Source organism: Paraburkholderia tagetis, assembly GCF_022213065.1.
In the GTDB taxonomy this organism is placed as follows: Bacteria; Pseudomonadota; Gammaproteobacteria; order Burkholderiales; family Burkholderiaceae; genus Paraburkholderia; species Paraburkholderia tagetis.
Genome location: NZ_JAKLJA010000001.1, coordinates 300,160 through 319,347, shown reverse-complemented (window position 1 = coordinate 319,347; position 19,188 = coordinate 300,160). Strand labels below are relative to the sequence as shown.

Here is a 19,188-nt window from a genome sequence, read left to right as displayed (position 1 = left end):
GAGCGCATTGAAAATAAATAAGCAATCCTATTATTAAAGGAGATTTACGACGATGAAAAAGACTGGCTTCGGTCCGGGTATTTTCGTAGCTGCGGGCGTCGCACTGATTGCGAGCCCGGCGTTCGCGCAGTCCAGCGTCACGCTCTACGGCGCAGTCGACGACGCGATTACTTACGTCAACAACCAGAACGGTCACTCGAACGTGTACCTGCGCCAGGGCAACGTCTATGCCTCGAAGTTCGGCCTGCAAGGCAAGGAAGATCTGGGCGGCGGCACGTTTGCCATCTTCGATCTGCAAAACGGCTTCGATTTGAATAGCGGCGCGCTCCAGACGAACGGCCTGATTTTCAATCGCCAGGCCTATGTGGGATTGCAGAACCGCAGCGTGGGCCAGCTCACGCTCGGCCGCCAGTACACGCCCTACTACCAGTTCGTGGGGCCGCTCACGGGCAGCAACTGGCTCACGGGCGCAACCGGCGCGCACCCCGGCGATATCGACGGACTCGACACTACCGTGCGCATCAACAACTCGGCGATCTACACCTCGCCCAACTGGTACGGCGTGCAGGCGAGCGCCATGTATGCGTTCGGCGGCATTGCGGGCAGCACGGGCAAGGGCCAGACATGGAGCGCCGCGCTGCGCTATGCGAACGGTCCCGTCTCACTCGCGGCGGGCTACCTGCGCATGGACAACGCAGCGATCACGAGCGGCTTCGATACCGCATCGACGGCGAGCTTCGGCAAGTCGTCGCTGAATACGGGGTATGTTTCGGCGCGCGCCGTTCAACACGTGGCGGTGGCGGGCAACTACGCAATCGGCAATCTGACGTTGGGCGCGTCGTATTCCAACGTCGAATATCTCGCTGGCGGCAAGTCGCTCTTCGGCAGCACGGCTGTGTTCAACACCTGGGCCGCGCTCGCCACCTATCGCTTCACGCCCTCGTTCGACGTGGGCGGCGGTTATGCGTATACGCTGGCCTCGAAGGCCAACGGCGTCACGAACGCCGCGCGCTATCAGCAGGTCTCGCTCAAGGAGACTTATCACCTCTCCAAGCGCACCTCGCTCTATGCGCTGGAAGGGTATCAGCACGCTAGCGGCCAGACGCTGGGTGCGAATGGCGCGGGCGATATCGTCGATGCGAGACCTTCCGTTGGTGATTCGCAGAACAGTACGCCTTCGAGCACGCGCTCGCAGTTTGTTGGTATGGCGGGGATTGCTGTGCTGTTTTGAGCGGGCCGCGTAGGCAGGGCCGCTTAGGTCTGTTCGTGGGGAACGGGTTGTCGCGTTTCCTTGTTTTCATGTCGGTCTATTAGCGTTGCCCCTGTGCGGGGCGGCACCTACTTTTCTTTGCAGCGGCAAAGAAAAGTAGGCAAAAGAAAGCCGCTCACACCGCCAGTGTGACGCCGTCCACCACTTGCCCGTAATCGGAGCGGTTCCGGAGCGTCTGCCACCACGCGCCGTACAACAGAGTGACTAAGGACTCATTCCTCCGGCGGCGCTACGCGCGCCGTGGGGCATAACCCAAAACCAGAGGAATGCATACGAATCGATGCAGTGCATGCGCATTCGAGTACCCAGGCAGCACGCCTGGTTTCCCATGCATACCCGACCGCTGCGCGCGTAGCGAGCAGCGGGATGAATGACTCCTTTGTCACTAACGTTGAATGTGCGAGGTGACGGATGCCCCGGAACCACTTCGATCACAGGCGAGTGGTGGACGGCGTCATACTAGCGGTTTGAGCCGCTTTCTTTTGCCTACTTTTCTTTGCGGCTGCAAAGAAAAGTAGGTGCCGCCCCGCACAGGGGCAACGCTAATAGACCGACACGAAAACAAGGAAACGCGACAAAACCAAGGCCCCCGATTTGCGCTAACTCTTCAAAAACTCACTCAAAAGCGCACCCCGAGATCCGTCTCGATCCGTCTACGCAAATCGCGCACGACCTTCGCCGCCGGCAAGAGCCACCACGTAGGCGCCTGCACACCGAATCCCCAGGCGATGCGCGTCTCACCCGCGCTCACGGCATACGCGCGGCAGCGGAACGTCACGGCTTGATGCGCTTCGCCCGCGCCCGGGCGCGCCGCCGAGTAGCGCAGGACCGCGCGTAGTTCGAAGCCCGCGTCTCCCGGCAAGTGCTCGGCGGTCTCGATGCGCCATTCGGCGCCATGTCGGCCCGTGCCGCGCAGCGCGGCGCCCACGCGCTCCCACGTTTCATGCACGGGCAGCGGCATGCCATGCTCGCGCCCCGCGCGGTCGGCTCGATAGAAGGTCCGCTGCGCCCAGGCAAAACCGCCCATCAGCACCACGCCCGCCGCAATCAAAAGCGCCTGCAAGGCGTCGCCGAGCCCGCGCCACGAGCCCGCCGCGTCGAACACGCTGAAGACGATCTTGTGCGCCACCACAAAGACGACAATGCACATCACGACGATACCGCTCAACGTCATCAGCCAGCCGCGTGCGGGGTCGTCGAAACGCGAGAAAAAGAAATCGCGCGTGGGGTGCCGTTCGCGCAGCGCGAGATCCGCATCGTGCGCGTTTCCATTCCCGTTTGCACGATTGACGGAGGCGGCTGCCTGAGCCTGTCCGGCGCATGCCTGCTCCTGCTCGCGCCGCGCTGCGGCACTTGCGCGTTCGCGCGCGGCTTCCTCGCGCAGTCGCACGAGTTCGCCAATCACGCGTTCGCGCTCGGTCTGCATGCGCGCGAACTCGGCAAGGCCGCGCAGCTTCGCGTTTTGCAGCGCGTCGAGCTCGACGCTCAAGCGCTCGCGACGCAATTGCAGTTCGCGCATCTGCTCACGCACGCGGGCGAGTTGCGCATCGCTCTGCGCCACGCGGCTCGCGGGCGGCGCGTCGTGCACGGACCAGTACGCCTCCAGCACCTCGCGCGCTTCCTTGATTTTCTTGAACTGCTCGGAGGCCCAATGCAGCGACGCGGGGCTCGGATGCCGCCACTTGTCGGGATGGAAAATCTGCGCGAGCTGTCGGTAGTTGTGCTTGATGTCGGCCGCACTGGCGCCGGGCTCGAGATCGAGCCGGTAATAGAGGCGGTCGTAGTCTTCTCGGGTCCTCGGGTCGGGGGCTGGCATGACCGAAGTGTCGATTCCGTAGATAGTTTTAGTCGATAGCCGCGTTCGTGGCGGTGTTATTAAAAAGGTATAACACGTAAGCGCCCGCGGCAAGAATCGTGCGGGCCGCGCTCAACCCCGATGCCGTATTCGAATTAAGCGCGCATTTCCGGCGACGTCAACCAATGTTGCACCCGTGCGACACCACGATAAATTTGTTGCAGAACAATTAACGATCAGAAATATTATCGCCACTTTCGTGCGGGACTCCGTCCACGCATCGGGACATATCCGGAAATGATGCCCGCGTCCGCACCCTCGCGACGCCGGCCAAACGACTAAAAATGGGGATCACATGAAAAAGACCACCGCGACGCTCGGCGCCGCCCTGCTCGCCATTTCGGCGCAATCGGCATTCGCGCAAAGCTCGGTCACGCTGTACGGCATCGTCGACACCAGCGTGCGCTACCTGACGAACGCCAACGCCAAGAACGACAGCGAAGTGCAAATGGGCGTCGGCCCGATCACCGGCAGCCGCTGGGGCCTGAAGGGCTCCGAAGACCTGGGCGGCGGCCTCTCGACCGTGTTCCGCCTCGAAAGCGGCTTCAACCTCTGGAACGGCCAGATGGCCAGCACGAATACGCTGTTCAACCGGATGGCCTATGTCGGCCTGCAGAGCAAGCAATATGGCACGCTGACGTTCGGCCGCCAGAACACGCCGCTGTTCGACCAGCTCGGCAACGTCTATGACCCGCTGACGGTCGGCAACTTCGACCAGGATGGCTGGCTGCCGGGCGCGCTCGGCTATGGCCTGCGCCAGAACAACTCGGTCAAGTACGACGGCACGTTCGGCGGCCTGGAAGTCGAAGGCATGTACAGCTTCGGCGGTGTGCCGGGCAGCACCGGCGCGAACAACATGTACGGCTTCACGGCGTCGTACACCTTCGGCCCGGCCTCGCTCGACGCCGGCTACCAGCAGAACAGCGACCTGCACAACAACAAGTACCGCGTCGTGAACGTGAGCGGCGTCTACCAGATCGGCCCCGTCAAGGCGATGGCCGGCTGGCTGTGGGGCCAGGACAACACCGGCATCGTCGACATGTACATGGCCGCGACGGGCTCGCCGGCTGCCAACTTCGCGGCGCCCGTGACGAAGACCAACCGCATCGACAACGGCTTCTACGCCGGCGCCGTGTGGCAGGTCACCTCGCCGCTGACGCTGACGGCCGCCTACTACTACGACCACGCCCGCAACGCATTGAACGCGGATGGCGCAACGCTGAGCACCAGCGTGCGCTACACGGCGGTCCTGCTGGCCGAATATGCGCTCTCCAAGCGCACCGAAGTCTATAGCACGGTCGACTTCACGCGTGGCACGGGAGCGGCACGCGCCGACTTCCCGGGCCGCAACAACCAGACCGGCGTTGCCGTCGGCCTGCGCAATATCTTCTGATTGCGCGCTGCCTGCGCTCCGATTGCGCTTTGATTGCGCTTTGATTGCTCGGCGCGATCGGCAAGACCGGCACGAACCGCACGCCATCCGCGTGCGGTTTTTTTATTCATCGACGATTGCGAAAGAACCCGGATCGGCTCGCGTGAAATAGCCCAAGCGCCGGAAACGCCGCAAACCCCGGCGGCGGCGCGCCGGTCCTGGCGGTGTGGGATAATCCGCGTTTGCCCAGAGTGCAGCTCAAGAGGTTGTTCGCACGGGCTCAGGGGGCCTTCAATCCCGCGGCCCGCTACCTTTTCGCCATCACTCTCAAGCAACCACAATGCCCGCATACCGTTCCAAAACCTCCACCGCCGGCCGCAACATGGCAGGTGCGCGCTCCCTGTGGCGCGCCACCGGCATGAAAGACGACGACTTTTCCAAGCCGATCATCGCGGTGGTCAACTCGTTCACCCAGTTCGTGCCCGGCCACGTCCACCTGAAGGACCTCGGCCAACTCGTTGCGCGCGAAATCGAAGCCGCGGGCGGCGTGGCCAAGGAATTCAACACCATCGCCGTGGACGACGGCATCGCCATGGGCCACGACGGCATGCTGTATTCGCTGCCGAGCCGCGACATCATCGCGGACTCCGTGGAATACATGGTCAACGCGCACTGCGCCGACGCCATGGTGTGCATCTCCAACTGCGACAAGATCACCCCGGGCATGCTGATGGCCGCCATGCGCCTGAACATCCCCGTGATCTTCGTCTCCGGCGGCCCGATGGAAGCCGGCAAGACGCGCCTCGCCAATCCCGTCACCAAGGCCATCGAAGTCAAGAAGCTCGACCTGATCGACGCCATGGTGATCGCAGCGGACAGCAAGTACTCGGACGCCGAAGTGGCCGAAGTAGAACGCTCCGCCTGCCCGACCTGCGGTTCGTGCTCGGGCATGTTCACCGCCAATTCGATGAACTGCCTGACCGAAGCGCTGGGCCTCTCGCTGCCCGGCAACGGCACGGTGGTGGCCACGCACGCGGACCGCGAGCAGCTTTTCAAGCGCGCCGGCCACCGCATCGTCGAACTCGCGCGCCAGTACTACGAGCAGGAAGACCAAAGCGTGCTACCGCGCTCGATGGGCTTCAAGGCATTTGAAAACGCCATGACGCTCGATATCGCCATGGGCGGCTCGACCAACACGATCCTGCACCTGCTGGCTATCGCGCAGGAAGCGGGCATCGAGTTCGGCATGGACGACATCGACCGCCTCTCGCGCGCCGTGCCGCAACTGTGCAAGGTGGCGCCCAACACCAACAAGTACCACATCGAAGACGTGCACCGCGCGGGCGGCATCATGGCGATCCTCGGCGAACTCGATCGCGCCGGCAAGCTGCACACCGACGTGCCGACCGTGCACGCGCCCTCGCTCAAGCATGCGCTGGACCAGTGGGATATCGTTCGCACCCAGGACGATGCGGTCAAGACGTTCTACATGGCAGGCCCCGCCGGCGTCCCGACGCAGGTGGCGTTCAGCCAGAACACGCGCTGGCCGAGCCTCGATCTCGATCGCGCTGAAGGCTGCATCCGCTCGAACGAGCACGCGTTCTCCAAGGAAGGCGGTCTGGCGGTGCTCAAGGGCAATATCGCGCTCGACGGCTGCGTGGTGAAGACCGCCGGCGTGGACGACAGCATCCTCGTGTTCGAGGGTACGGCGCACGTGACCGAGTCACAGGACGAAGCGGTGGAAAACATCCTCGCCGACAAGGTCAAGGCCGGCGACGTGGTGATCGTGCGTTACGAAGGCCCCAAGGGCGGCCCGGGTATGCAGGAGATGCTTTACCCCACGAGCTATATCAAGTCGAAGGGCCTGGGCAAGGCTTGTGCGCTGCTGACCGATGGGCGGTTCTCGGGCGGGACGTCGGGGCTTTCCATCGGCCACTGCTCGCCTGAAGCGGCGGCGGGCGGCGCGATCGGCCTCGTGCGCGATGGCGACAAGATTCGCATCGATATTCCGAATCGCACGATTAACGTGCTCGTGTCCGATGAGGAACTCGCGCGCCGTCGCGACGAGCAGAACGCCAAGGGGTGGAAGCCGGCGAAGGCGCGTCCGCGCAAGGTGTCGGCTGCGCTCAAGGCTTATGCGAAGCTCGTGATGTCGGCGGATAAGGGCGCGGTGCGGGATCTGTCGTTGCTTGAGGATTGAGGTTGGGTTGGCACCCGGGTTTTTAACTCGGGTGCCTTAAAATGTCTTTACGAATGGGGTAGCGTGGATGATCACTTTCGGGTTATTCCGTTGATCCGAAATCTCGATGTTTGCCTCAAACACCCTACGAGACAAACCATTCTTGACGCTGTCCACACGGTATTGAATTTCCTTGAGCCGAAGGGTTCGAGGATGCGTCGCTGTCACCGTCGTGAGCCAAAGCTCCGTGTCCAACGGTTTTAACGCAACAAGCTCCCTGAGATATCGCTCTATACCCGATCGCTGAAACTGCTGATTTACTTCCTCCGGGGCGTAGCGAATAGCATGGGGGCTTTCAAAGCCTGTGCCGCCACCTTGACTATGCGATCTCTGCCAGCCAGCTAACCCCACTTCGATGCCCGGGAACAAGCGCTTTTCGTATCCTTGCCTACCTTGCGAAAATCCCAGGCGGCTCTGTATAACCGTTGCCCCAAGGGCGTCCTTAAAGGTTCGCTCACTGAAATGCATGTTGACCTCTTCGCAGTCCGGTGATTGGTAATTTAGGTAAACGTTCTGCCTTGTTTCAAGGGTCGATGGCGACCGCCGCTTTCAGGTATTCGCCGACTGGCTCGTGAATCTCGTGAAACGCGAATGCTGCACGCCGGGCGAGAACGATTGAGCCACGCGTCGGGGTCGTACCACATGACCGGATTACGCAAAAAGGAGAGACTTTTTCGCGCAGCATGTCTATTTTGGTAGTCTGCATTTGTCGCATCGATGGCGACGTGCGCGACGTGCGCAACGTGCGCTGTGCCGACACTAACAGGAGATGTGCAATGACGATTCAAAAGATCACGCCGTTTCTCTGGTATTCCACCGAGGCTGAAGAAGCCGCCACGTTTTACACGAAAATCTTCCCTGATTCGCGCATCGTTCGAATCACGCCGGTGCCGAGCGCCGGCGACACCAAGGTCGTCGATTTCGAACTCTTTGGGCAGCCGTTCTTTGCCATGAGCTCCGGGCAGCCCGATGCGTTCAACCTCGCGGTCTCGCTCCTGGTTAGCTGCGCCGATCAAGCCGAGCTCGACCGTTACTGGAACGCGTTGCTCGAAGGCGGCGGCGCGCCGCTCCAGTGCGGCTGGTTGAAAGACCGCTTCGGCGTTGCGTGGCAGATCGTTCCGGACGACCTCTTGCGCATGATGGCCGACTCCGACCCGGTCAAGGCTGCTCGCGTGGCCAACGCCATGATGTCGATGGTGAAGTTCGATGTTGCCGCGCTGAGAGCGGCTTATGCGGGCACAGCGGAATAACGCCTCCGCACTAGCCCGCCGGTCGCCCGCTGCCGGTCGCCCGCGGCCGGTCGCGTCATGCCGGACAACCAAATCCGCCCCTTGTAATGCGGATAAATCTTTCAACTACCTGACATTCAAAAATTAGCGCGCGAGTTAGTTAGACTGCAACCTTCGAGGCTTTGCGGTCCGGCCCTCGCAGCGGGATGGCGAAGGCGCGGCGCCCAGCTCCGGCGACAAACAACAACCACGAGCACACGTATGCGTACCGACGACAACCGGCACGGCGCCATCGCAGCCCAACCGCGCTGTTCCGCACATGGCCCCGGCAACCGCGCGAGCGCGCGCGATGCCTATCTCGTCGGCACCTCCGGGAGACTGGCATGAGCGACACGCCTGACCACCCCGCTGCTCCACAATCCCCGCCGCCGCCCTCCACTCCCGCGCCCAAGGCGCCCGAGACGCCGCCACCACCGCCACCGCCACGCAAGCGTCGTGGCCGCTGGATCCTCGCGCTGGTGGTGCTGGTACTGATCGCGCTTGTCATCGTGCACGTGCTGCGCCGCAAGCAGCCCGAGCACGGCGCGGTCGCGCAGGTCGTGACCGTTGCGCCCGCCACGCTCGGCGCGATGCCGGTGACGCTCGACGCGCTCGGCACGGTCACGCCGGTCGCCACCGTCACGGTGCTGCCGCAACTGAGCGGCTACCTGACCGAAGTCGGCTATCGCGAGGGCCAGGAGGTCGTGAAAGGCCAGTTCCTCGCGCAAATCGATCCGCGCCAGTACGAGATCAGCAAGGAGCAGGCCGAGGCGCAACTCGCCAAGGACCGCGCCTTGCTCGCGCAGGCGCGCGCCGACCTCGCGCGCTACACGCTGCTCCACGAAAAGCAGTCGGTTGCCGAGCAGACCTACACCGACCAGAAGTTCCTCGTCGCCCAGGACGAGGCTGCGGTGAAAGCCGATCTCGCCAATATCAAGCAGTTCGAGCTCGATCTCATCTACTGCCATATCACGGCGCCGGTGTCCGGACGCGTGGGCCTGCGTCTCGTCGATCCGGGCAACTATGTGACGGCGTCGAGTTCCACCGGCATCGCCGTCATCACGCAGATGAAGCCCACCACCGTGCAATTCACGGTGCCGCAGAATTCGCTCTCCAGTGTGCTGCAACGCGTCAATGCCGGTGCGAAACTGCCGGTCACGATCTATAGCAGCGACAACACCAAACCGCTCGCCGCCGGCATGCTCTACGCGATCAGCAATCAGATGGCCACGGCCACCGGCACGGTCACGCTGCGCGCGAGCGTGCCCAACGACGACGAGACGCTCTTCCCCAACGAGTTCGTAAACGTGCGCCTGCTCGTGGACACGATGGCGAACGCGGTGCTCGTGCCCACGCCCGCCGTGCAGTCCGGCGCGCCCGGCGACTATGTGTATCTCGTGAACGCCAACAATACCGTGTCGGTCCATAAGGTCACGCTGGGCCCGAGCGACGGCCAGCATACGGTGATCGTCGCGGGCCTCGCGGCGGGGCAGCGCGTGGTAACCGACGGGCTTGACCGTCTCAACGACGGCGCGAAAATCCAGCCCGCCGAAGCAAAGCCAGGCGCAACCGGAACAACCGGCGGCGCGCAAGGCGAGAAAGCAGCGGGCCTGGGCAACGCCTCGCGCGCGCTATCGAAGCCGCTGCCGCCCGCATCCGGCGCAAGCGCGGTCGGCACCGATGCGCAACCGGCGTCATCGGCCTCCGCGGCGTCCTGATCCGCCACGCCTGCGCCGATGAATATTTCGCGTCTCTTCATTCTGCGGCCCGTCGCGACGTCATTGCTGATGATCGCGCTGGTGCTGGTCGGCCTCCTGGCGATGAAGTTCCTGCCGGTGTCGTCGCTGCCTTCGGTCGACTACCCGACCATCCAGGTGCAGACCTTCTACCCCGGGGCGAGCCCGAACGTCATGGCCACCACGGTCACGGCGCCGCTCGAAGTGCAGCTAGGCGAGATTCCGGGCCTCCAGCAGATGGTCTCGTACAGTTCCGAGGGCGCCTCGGTCATCACGCTGCAGTTCGATCTCTCGCTCAATCTCGACGTGGCCGAGCAGAACGTGCAGCAGGCCATCAACGCGGCCAACAGCTATCTGCCGAGCGGCCTGCCCGCGCCACCCACTTACGCGAAGGTCAATCCGGCCGACCAGCCCATTCTCACGCTCGCGGTGACCTCGAAGTCGATGTCGCTCACGCAGTTGCAGGACGCCGCCAACAACCGCCTCGCCACGAAGATCTCCCAGGTGCCGGGCGTGGGTCTCGTGAGCACGGCGGGCGGCAACGTGCCCGCCGTGCGCGTGGAAGCGGACCCGCAAAAGCTCGCGGCCTACGGCCTGAATCTCGACGACCTGCGCACGCTGCTCGCCAACGTGAACATCAGCGCGCCGAAGGGCAATTTCGACGGCCCCGAACTCGACTACACGATCAACTCGAACGACCAGATTTCGGACCCGAAGGATTACGAAGACACCGTTATCGCCTATCAGAACGGCTCGCCCGTGTTCATGCGCGACGTCGCGCGCGTGTCCACGGCGGCCCAGGATGTCGAGCGCGGCGCGTGGTACAACAAAGCGCCCGCCATCGTGCTGAACGTGCAGCGCCAGCCCGGCGCGAACGTGATCGCCACGGTCAACCAGATCACGCGCCAGCTGCCGCAGCTCGAAGCCACGCTGCCCGCCGGCATGAAAGTCACGGTGGTCTCCAACAGCGTGGGCGTGATCCAGTCCTCGGTGAACGACGCGGCGTTCGAACTCGTGCTCGCCGTGGCGCTGGTGGTGGCCGTGATCTTCGTCTTCCTGCGCAACCTGCCCGCCACCATCATTCCGAGCATTTCGGTGCCGGTCTCGTTGATCGGCACGCTCGCGCTCATGTACGAGCTAGGCTACTCGATCGACAATCTCTCGCTGATGGCGCTCATCATCGCGACGGGCTTCGTGGTGGACGACTCGATCGTGATGATCGAGAACATCGTGCGCTATCTGGAAGAAGGCGACAAACCCTTGCAGGCCGCGCTCAAGGGCGCGGGACAGATCGGCTTCACCATTCTTTCTCTCACGATCTCGCTGATCGCGGTGCTGATTCCGCTGCTCTTCATGGGCGGCGTGATCGGGCGGCTCTTCAGCGAATTCGCGGTCACGCTCGCGGTCACCATCGTGCTCTCCGCCGTGGTCTCGCTCACCGTCGTGCCCATGATGTGCGCGCGCATCCTGCGCGCCCAGGCCGAGCGCCATCCGAGCCGCTTCGAGCGCGTCAGCGAAGGCCTCTTCAACAAGACGCTCGACGCCTACGAGCGCGGCCTGCGCTGGGTGCTCGATCACCAGACGCTCACGCTCGTCGTGGCCGTGATCACGGTCGTGCTCACGGGCCTGCTCTACGTGGTGATTCCCAAGGGCCTCTTCCCCGTACAGGACGTGGGCGTGATCCAGGGCATCAGCGTGGCCGACAACTCGGTCTCGTATCAGGCGATGGTGCGCCGCCAGTCCGCGCTCGCCGAGGAAATTCTCAAGGACCCCGATGTCGTTTCGCTCACCTCGTATGTGGGCATCGACGGCATCAACAACACGCTCAACAACGGGCGTTTTCTCATCAACCTGAAGTCGCACGACGACCGCTCCGAAACCGCCGAGGAGATCGCGCGGCGCATCCAGCAGTCGGTCACGAAAGTGCCGGGCATCCGCCTCTATTTGCAGCCCGAGCAGGATCTCACGCTCGACACCACGGTCTCGCGCAACCAGTACAACTTCGTGCTGCGCGGACCCAACCAGCAGGCCTTCGAGCAATACGTGCCGGCGCTGGTCGGGCGCATGAAACAGATTCCCTCGATTGCCGATGTCACGAGCAACCTGAACACCGACGGCCTCTCCGTGAACGTGCAGGTGAACCGCCAACTCGCGGCGCGCTACGGCATCACGGCTGCGACCATCGACAACGCACTCTACGACGCGCTCGGCCAGCGCATCGTCTCGACCATCTTCCAGCAGTCGGACCAGTACCGCGTGATTCTCGTGGCCAAGCCCGAGGCGCTGCCCACGGTGGAATCGATCGGCGACATCTATTTGCCGAGCCAGACCGCTTCCTCGGGCCAGGTGCCGCTCAAGGGCATCGCGACCATCAATATCACGCGCTCGCCGCTGATGATCAGCCACCTCGCGCAGTTCCCCTCGGTCACGATCTCGTTCAATCTCGCCGATGGCGCATCGCTCTCCGCCGCCGTGCGCGACATTCGCCAGGCCGAGGCCGCCGTGAAGCTGCCGCCTTCGATTACCTCGTCGTTCCAGGGCGCGGCGCAGGCGTTCGAAGATTCGCTTTCGAGCGAGGTCTATTTGTTGATCGCGGCCATCGTGGCCGTGTATATCGTGCTGGGCGTGCTCTACGAGAGCTATGTCCACCCGGTGACGATTCTTTCGACGCTGCCTTCGGCCGGCATCGGTGCGTTGCTCGCGCTGATGATCGCGGGCAAGGACCTCGACGTGATCGGCATTATCGGCATCGTGCTCCTGATCGGCATCGTCAAGAAGAACGCCATCATGATGGTGGACTTCGCGCTCGAAGCCGAACGCGTGCATGGCAAGCCGCCACGCGAGGCGATCTTCGAAGCCTCGCTCTTGCGCTTCAGGCCGATCCTCATGACCACGCTCGCCGCCATGCTCGGCGCGCTGCCCATGCTGCTCGGCAGCGGCACGGGGTCCGAGCTGCGCCGTCCGCTCGGCCTCGCGATCATCGGCGGGCTCACGGTGTCGCAATTGCTCACGCTCTTCACGACGCCCGTGATCTATCTGTTCTTCGACCGCCTCGCCGAGCGCTTCGGCCGCAAGCGCAATCGTGATCAGGCCACGGGCGCCGATGGCGACGCAGGCCCCGGTCCCGGTTCCGGTCCTGGTTCCGGTCCTGGCCCCGGCGCACCGCCGGCGCCCGAGGGCACGCCGTGAACCTCTCGGCGCTCTTCATCCGGCGGCCGGTCGCGACCTCGCTTCTCGCGATCGCGATCCTGCTCGCCGGCACGCTCGCCTTTTTCCGGCTGCCGGTGGCGCCGCTGCCCAATATCGCCTTTCCCGTGATTGTGGTGCAGGCGAACATGGCGGGCGCGAGCCCCGAGACCATGGCCTCCACCGTGGCCGAGCCGCTCGAGCGGCGCCTGGGCACCATCGCCGACGTGAGCCAGCTCACCTCGATCAATAATGTGGGATCCTCATTGATTGTGGTGGTGTTCGGCCTGAACCGCGACATCAACGGCGCGGCGCGCGACGTGGAAGCGGCCATCCAGGCCGCCCGCGCCGACCTGCCCACCACGCTGCGCAGCAATCCCACCTACCGGCAGTACAACCCCGCGAGCGCGCCGATCATGGTGCTCGCGCTCACCTCCGAGACGCTCACGAAGGCGCAGCTCTACGACTCCGCCGATTCGGTCATCATGCAGCAGCTCTCGCAGGTGGACGGCGTGGGCCAGATCACGCTGGGCGGCGGCGCGCTGCCTTCGGTGCGCGTGGAGCTGGAACCCGGCAAGCTCAATAGCTACGGGATCGGCCTCGAAGACGTGCGCGCCGCCATCGGCGCGGCCAATGCGAACAGCGCGAAAGGCCATCTCGACCAGGGCGACCAGCGCTTCGTGGTGACCTCGAACGACCAGATCAGCAGCGCCGCGCCGTTCCGCGACGTGATCGTCGCCTACCGCGACGGCGCGCCCGTGTATCTGCGCGACGTGGGCACGGTGAACGACTCCAACGAAAATATCCGCAACGCCGGCCTCTTCAACGGCAAGTCGGCGGTGCTCGTGATCGTCTATCCAATGCCGGGCAGCAACGTCGTGAAGACCGTGCAGCAGATTCAGGCGCGCCTGCCCTATATCGAGGCGGCGCTGCCCGGCACGATCAAGGTGCACGTGGCCATCGACCGCTCGGAAGCCGTGCGCGCCTCGGTGGCCGACACCGAGCGCACGCTCTTTATCGCGGTGCTGCTCGTGATCGGCGTGGTGTTCGTGTTTCTGCTCTCGCCGCGCGCCACGCTCATTCCGGCCGTGGCGCTGCCGCTGTCCATCGTGGGCTCGTTCGGGCCGATGTACCTGCTCGGCTACAGCATCGACTCGCTCTCGCTGATGGCCCTCACCATCGGCACCGGCTTCGTGGTGGACGACGCCGTGGTGGTGCTCGAAAACATCGTGCGCCATATCGAGGCCGGGCTCGACCCGAAAGAGGCTGCGCTGCAAGGCGCGGGCGAAGTGGGCTTCACGGTGCTCTCGATGAGTCTTTCGCTGATAGCCGTGTTCCTGCCGATCCTGCTGATGCCCGGCATCGTCGGCCTGCTCTTTCACGAGTTCGCGATGACGCTCTCCATCGCGATCGTCATCTCGCTCGTGGTCTCGCTCACGGTCACGCCCGCCATGTGCGCCTATGTGCTCACGCGCGAGCGCCAGGAACGCAAGCCCTCGCGTGCAGCGCAATGGATCAACGCGCAGTTCGAGCACTTCAAGCAGTTCTATTCGCGCACACTCGACGTCGCGCTCAATCACGCGCGGCTCACGATCTTCATCTTGTTCGCCTTGCTGGTCGGCAATGTGTTTCTCGCGCGCCTGCTCTCCGGCACCTTCTTTCCGGAGCAGGACACGGGCATCCTGATCGGCCAGATCATTGCCGACCAGAGCATTTCGTTCTCGGCGATGGAGAAGAAGCTCGCGCAGTTGCAGGACATCGTGCAGAAAGACCCCGCCGTGGCCTCGGTCGCGGGCTTCACGGGCGGGCGCTCGCTCAACTCGGCCACGGTCTTCATCGAACTGAAGCCGCTCGCGCAGCGCAAGCTTTCCGCCACCGAAGTCGTGAACCGCTTGCGGCCCAAGCTCAACGAGGTCTCGGGCGCGCGCCTGTTCCTGCAGGCGCAGCAGGATCTGCAGATCGGCGGGCGACAGGCGGCGGCAGAATATCAGTACACGCTCACGAGCGACGACGCCGATGCGCTCTTCAAATGGGCGCCGAGACTCATCACCGAGCTGAACAAGTCCCACGGCACGCTCACGGACGTGAACTCGGACTTGCAGCAAAACGGCCTGCAGGCCTATGTCACCGTGAATCGCGCAACGGCAAAGCGCTACGGGTTCGTGCCGAACCAGATCGACAGCGTGCTCTACGACGCCTTCGGCCAGCGCACCGTTTCCACCATCTACAACCCCATCAACCAGTACTTCGTGGTGATGGAGGTGGCGCCGCAATACTGGCAGTATCCGCAGTCGTTCCACCACATCTATCTGAGCACGGCGGCGGGCAACGCGAACGGCACCGCGTCCACGCAAATGCCGGGCAGCACCGTTTCGGGCGTCAAGTCCTTTAGCGCGGTCACCTCCGGCGGCACGACGGCCAGCAACACCAACACGCGCAATGCGAATGCCGTGGCCAACCAGCAGAACAACTCGATCGCCAACAGCAAGGGTGGCAGTTCGAGCGGCAGCGCGGACAGCACCGCAGCCGAAACCATGGTGCCCCTCACCGCCCTCATGAACTGGACCACGAGCCACACGGCCACCCAGGTCAATCACCAGAGCGGCGAAGTGGCCGGCACGATCTCGTTCAACCTGCCCAAGGGCGGCTCGCTCTCCGAGGCGGGCAAGATTATCGAGCAGGCGCAGCGCAACATCGGCATGCCCGCCTCTATCCACGGCGCGTTCGCGGGCGCGGCGCAGGCCTACGCGCAGTCGATGGGCACGGTGCCGCTGCTCATTCTCGCGGCGCTCGCCGTGGTCTATATCGTGCTGGGCGTGCTTTACGAAAATACCGTTCACCCGCTCACGATCCTTTCGACGCTGCCGTCGGCCGGCATCGGCGCCATTCTGGCCATGCTGATCTTCGGCACGCCGTTCTCGGTCATCGCGATGATCGGCATCATCCTGCTGATCGGCATCGTGAAGAAGAACGGCATCATGATGGTGGACGTCGCGATCCAGTTGCAACGCAACGAAGGCAAGAACGCGCGCGACGCGATTCACGAAGCCGCCGTGGTGCGTCTGCGGCCGATCATGATGACGACCTTCGCCGCTGTGCTGGGCGCCGTGCCGCTTGCCGTGGGCATCGGCCAGGGCGCCTCGCTGCGTCAGCCGCTCGGCGTGACCGTGATGGGCGGCCTGCTCCTCTCCCAGTTGTTCACCCTCTATACGACGCCCGTGATCTATCTGTTCCTCGACCGCCTGCGCGCACGCCTCGCACGCTGGGCTGCACGCCTGCCCTGGAACCGCCAGGCCGATGAGAGCGCACCATGACGACGATTCACCGCCCGAGGCGGCGCAAAGCCTCGCTTGAACAATCGCTTGAACAATCGCTTGAACAATCGCTTGAACAATCGCTTGAACGGCCGCCTGCATTGGCGCCATGCGTGCGCGCGGCGGGCAGATTGCTGCCGCTCGCGCTAGCTGCGGCGTTTGCTTTCCTTGCGAGCGGCTGCATGGTAGGCCCCGATTACCATCGCCCGCAGGTGGCGGTGCCCGCACAATGGAAGGAGTTGCCAGGCTGGATCCAGGCCGAGCCCGCTGCCGCCGAAGCACCGAAAGGCGACTGGTGGACGGCTTTCCAGGACCCGCTGCTGGACGAGCTCGAACCGCTCGTGGCGGTCTCGAACCAGACCGTGCGGCAGAGCTATGCGAACTACCAGCAAGCGCTGGCTGAAGTGCGTGTCGCGCGCGCGAATCTCTTTCCCACCTTGGGCGTGACCGGCTCCGCCACGCGCCAGCGCTCATCGTCCGCCACGCTGAGCAACTTCAGCGGCCGTGGCGCGCGCATCGTCAACTCGGGCTCGGCCGAAGCCAACGTAAGCTGGGAACCCGACCTCTGGGGCAAGGTGCGCCGCCAGATCGAGGAACAGTCGGCCACCGCGCAGGCCAGCGAAGCAACGCTCGCAAACGCTCAGCTATCCGAACAAATTGCACTCGCCAACGCCGTGATCGGCCTGCGCGTGACCGACGCCGACATCGACCTGTTCACGCAGACGGTGGAAGCCTACAAGGCTTCGCTGCGCGTGGTGAGCGACCAGGACAGCGCGGGCACGGTGCCGCCTTCCGACCTCATCACGGCGCGCACGCAACTGGAAAACGCCCAAGCCAGCCTGATCGCGCTGGGCGTCTCGCGCGCGCAATACGAGCATGCAATCGCGGTGCTGGTGGGCCGCAATCCCGAGGACATGACGATCCCGCATAGCGCGAGGCTCCCGGTGCTGCCAACGATTCCGGCGGGCGTGCCCTCCACGCTGCTGCAGCGGCGCCCCGACATCGCCGCCGCGGAGCGCCAGATGGCCTCGGCGAATGCGTCCATCGGCGTGGCCGTAGCGGCGTATTACCCGGACATTTCGCTTTCGGCGCTCGACGGGTTCACGCAGGCGCCGCTTTCCGGGCTGCTGCACATCAGCAACTACGTGTGGTCGCTCGGCGCGAGCGCAACGCAGACGATCTTCGATGGCGGCGCGCGCAGCGCCGAGGTGGCGGCGGCCCGCGCGAGCTACGACGCAGCGGTGGCGAACTATCGCGGCACCGTGCTCACAGCGTTCCAGAACGTCGAGAACGATCTCTCGGGCCTGCGCATCCTCGCGCAGCAGAGCGAGCGTCTGGACGCGGCGGTGCGCGATTCGATCCGCGGCGCGCAGATCGCGCAAAACGAGTACGAGGCTGGCACGGTCGACTACACCACCGTGGTAACGGCGCAAGCGACACAGTTGAGCACGCAACAAAACTCGCTCAATGTGCAGCAGCAGCGGCTGCTCGATTCGGCGGCGCTGATCGGCAACCTTGGCGGTGGCTGGACGGGTGTGAGCGCGGATTCCGCCGCCGCTGCAAACGCCGCTGCAAACGCCACCGCAAACGCCGCTGGCAACGCGCCGAGCCGGGCGCCAGGCGCCGCGCCGCCCCCCTGACCGCGAGCGGCGCGGCGCGCGGCGCTGGCATTTACGCCAACTCGGTGAATACCGCCGCCGTGGACAGGCGCGACTTCGGCAGCTTCGCGTTGAAGTCGTCGGCGCTGCGGTAGCCGAGACCGATCACGACGAGCGAAGTCAGCCCCTTAGCGGCAAGGCCCAGCTCTTCATCGAGCACCTTCGCGTCAAAACCCTCCATCGGGCAGGCATCGATCTCGAGCGTCGATGCGCCAATCAACAGCGTGCCGAGCGCAAGGTAGGCCTGCTTCTCCATCCACGCGGGCAGATCCGCGCGCTCGCGATGCAGGTTCACGTAGAAGGCGCGCGTGTTCTGCTGACCCACCTTCGCCTCGGCATTCGCGAAACGGCCATCGGCTTCTTCCTGCGCGAGCACGGCGTTCAGGTGCGCTTCGTCCATATCAGTGTGTACGCACAGAACGACGACGTGCGAGGCGCGCATCACCTTCGGTTCGTTATAGGCGTAGTCCGGCTGCATGGACTTCGCAACGCGCGCCCGGGCGGCATCGCTCTCGGCCACCACGAAGTGCCACGGCTGCGAGTTCACCGAAGAGGGGCTGAAGCGAATCAGCTCTTTCAGTTCGTCGATAACCGCAGCGGGAATCTTGCGGGCGGGATCGAAGGCCTTGGTGGCGTGGCGCGCCTTCGCGAAGCGGGTGAGGTTCAACTGCATTCTCCAGAATCTGTCGTCGGCCGCCGCAGCGGCGGGAAGGCCGGTATGCTACCAGCATGTGCGGCACAACGTGCGACCGCGAGTTTTCCCGTGATTCGCGCAGCCGCGTCGATACAGGAGGACCCATCATGCGCCAGGCCATTCATCATCTGCACGTCCAGGCGCGCTCGCGCGAACTGGTCGAGTTCACCACGCAAGTGCGCGCGTTCGTGCGCGAAACCGGCATCTCCACCGGGTTGCTGACGCTGTTCTGCCGTCACACCTCGGCGTCGCTCCTGATCCAGGAGAACGCCGATCCCTCGGTGCGCCGCGACCTCGAGCGCTATTTCGACGAGCTCGCGCCCGAGGACCCGCAGCGCTACAAGCACAACACCGAAGGCCCCGACGACATGCCCGCGCATTTGCGCACCGCACTCACGCACACGCAGCTTTCGATTCCCATCGAGCGCGGCGAGCCCGTGCTCGGCACCTGGCAGGGCATCTATTTGTTCGAGCATCGCCGGCATGCGCAGGCACGCGACATCGTTCTGCATCTTATCGGCGAGTGAGCCAGGCCGGGCTTGCGGGTTGCGGGTTGCGGGTTGCGGGTTGCGGGTTGCGGGTTGCGGGTTGCGGGT

12 protein-coding genes are annotated in these 19,188 nt (G+C 64.2%); 9 read left to right on the top strand and 3 right to left on the bottom strand.

Going from position 1 to position 19,188, the window contains the following annotated elements; translation table 11 throughout:
- The first annotated feature begins 52 nt into the window (after positions 1-52).
- Positions 53-1,231: a porin gene (locus L5014_RS01350; RefSeq protein WP_238461785.1), complete on the top strand. Its 1,179-nt coding sequence runs from the start codon at positions 53-55 to the stop codon at positions 1,229-1,231.
- Positions 1,232-1,889: 658 nt separating this feature from the next.
- Here the strand turns inward: L5014_RS01350 and L5014_RS01345 are convergent.
- Complete coding sequence (locus tag L5014_RS01345) at positions 1,890-3,086, bottom strand: J domain-containing protein (protein WP_238461784.1); 1,197 nt, start codon at positions 3,084-3,086, stop codon at positions 1,890-1,892.
- A 334-nt stretch (positions 3,087-3,420) separates the two neighbouring features.
- Between L5014_RS01345 and L5014_RS01340 the strand changes: the two genes are divergently transcribed.
- Complete coding sequence (locus tag L5014_RS01340; RefSeq protein ID WP_238461783.1) at positions 3,421-4,518, top strand: porin; 1,098 nt, start codon at positions 3,421-3,423, stop codon at positions 4,516-4,518.
- Between the two features lie 319 nt (positions 4,519-4,837).
- Complete coding sequence (ilvD, locus tag L5014_RS01335) at positions 4,838-6,697, top strand: dihydroxy-acid dehydratase (RefSeq protein WP_238461782.1); 1,860 nt, start codon at positions 4,838-4,840, stop codon at positions 6,695-6,697.
- A gap of 36 nt (positions 6,698-6,733) precedes the next feature.
- Here ilvD and L5014_RS01330 read toward each other — a convergent pair whose 3' ends face one another.
- A complete protein-coding gene (locus L5014_RS01330; RefSeq protein WP_238461781.1) occupies positions 6,734-7,204 on the bottom strand; it encodes a polymorphic toxin type 4 domain-containing protein in 471 nt (156 codons plus the stop codon).
- A 308-nt stretch (positions 7,205-7,512) separates the two neighbouring features.
- Here L5014_RS01330 and L5014_RS01325 point away from each other — a divergent pair, with 308 nt between their 5' ends.
- From L5014_RS01325 to L5014_RS01305, 5 genes are all read left to right on the top strand, one after another.
- On the top strand, positions 7,513-7,986 hold the full coding sequence (locus tag L5014_RS01325) for a VOC family protein (RefSeq protein WP_238461780.1): 474 nt from the start codon (positions 7,513-7,515) through the stop codon (positions 7,984-7,986).
- Between the two features lie 362 nt (positions 7,987-8,348).
- Complete coding sequence (locus L5014_RS01320) at positions 8,349-9,722, top strand: efflux RND transporter periplasmic adaptor subunit (RefSeq protein WP_238461779.1); 1,374 nt, start codon at positions 8,349-8,351, stop codon at positions 9,720-9,722.
- 18 nt (positions 9,723-9,740) lie between these two features.
- Positions 9,741-12,929 (top strand): efflux RND transporter permease subunit, encoded by a 3,189-nt coding sequence (locus L5014_RS01315; RefSeq protein WP_238461778.1) that lies wholly within the window; start codon positions 9,741-9,743, stop codon positions 12,927-12,929.
- Positions 12,926-16,240: an efflux RND transporter permease subunit gene (locus L5014_RS01310; RefSeq protein ID WP_238461777.1), complete on the top strand. Its 3,315-nt coding sequence runs from the start codon at positions 12,926-12,928 to the stop codon at positions 16,238-16,240. The genes L5014_RS01315 and L5014_RS01310 overlap by 4 nt, the downstream gene beginning before the upstream one ends.
- Positions 16,237-17,880 carry an efflux transporter outer membrane subunit gene (locus L5014_RS01305; protein WP_274389179.1) on the top strand — a complete coding sequence of 548 codons (1,644 nt, stop codon included), beginning with the start codon at positions 16,237-16,239 and terminating at the stop codon, positions 17,878-17,880. The genes L5014_RS01310 and L5014_RS01305 overlap by 4 nt, the downstream gene beginning before the upstream one ends.
- A 31-nt stretch (positions 17,881-17,911) precedes the next feature.
- Here L5014_RS01305 and nfsB read toward each other — a convergent pair whose 3' ends face one another.
- Positions 17,912-18,565: an oxygen-insensitive NAD(P)H nitroreductase gene (gene nfsB, locus L5014_RS01300; RefSeq protein WP_238461776.1), complete on the bottom strand. Its 654-nt coding sequence runs from the start codon at positions 18,563-18,565 to the stop codon at positions 17,912-17,914.
- A 134-nt stretch (positions 18,566-18,699) separates the two neighbouring features.
- Here nfsB and L5014_RS01295 point away from each other — a divergent pair, with 134 nt between their 5' ends.
- Positions 18,700-19,119 carry a secondary thiamine-phosphate synthase enzyme YjbQ gene (locus L5014_RS01295; protein ID WP_238461775.1) on the top strand — a complete coding sequence of 140 codons (420 nt, stop codon included), beginning with the start codon at positions 18,700-18,702 and terminating at the stop codon, positions 19,117-19,119.
- Positions 19,120-19,188: the final 69 nt, after the last annotated feature.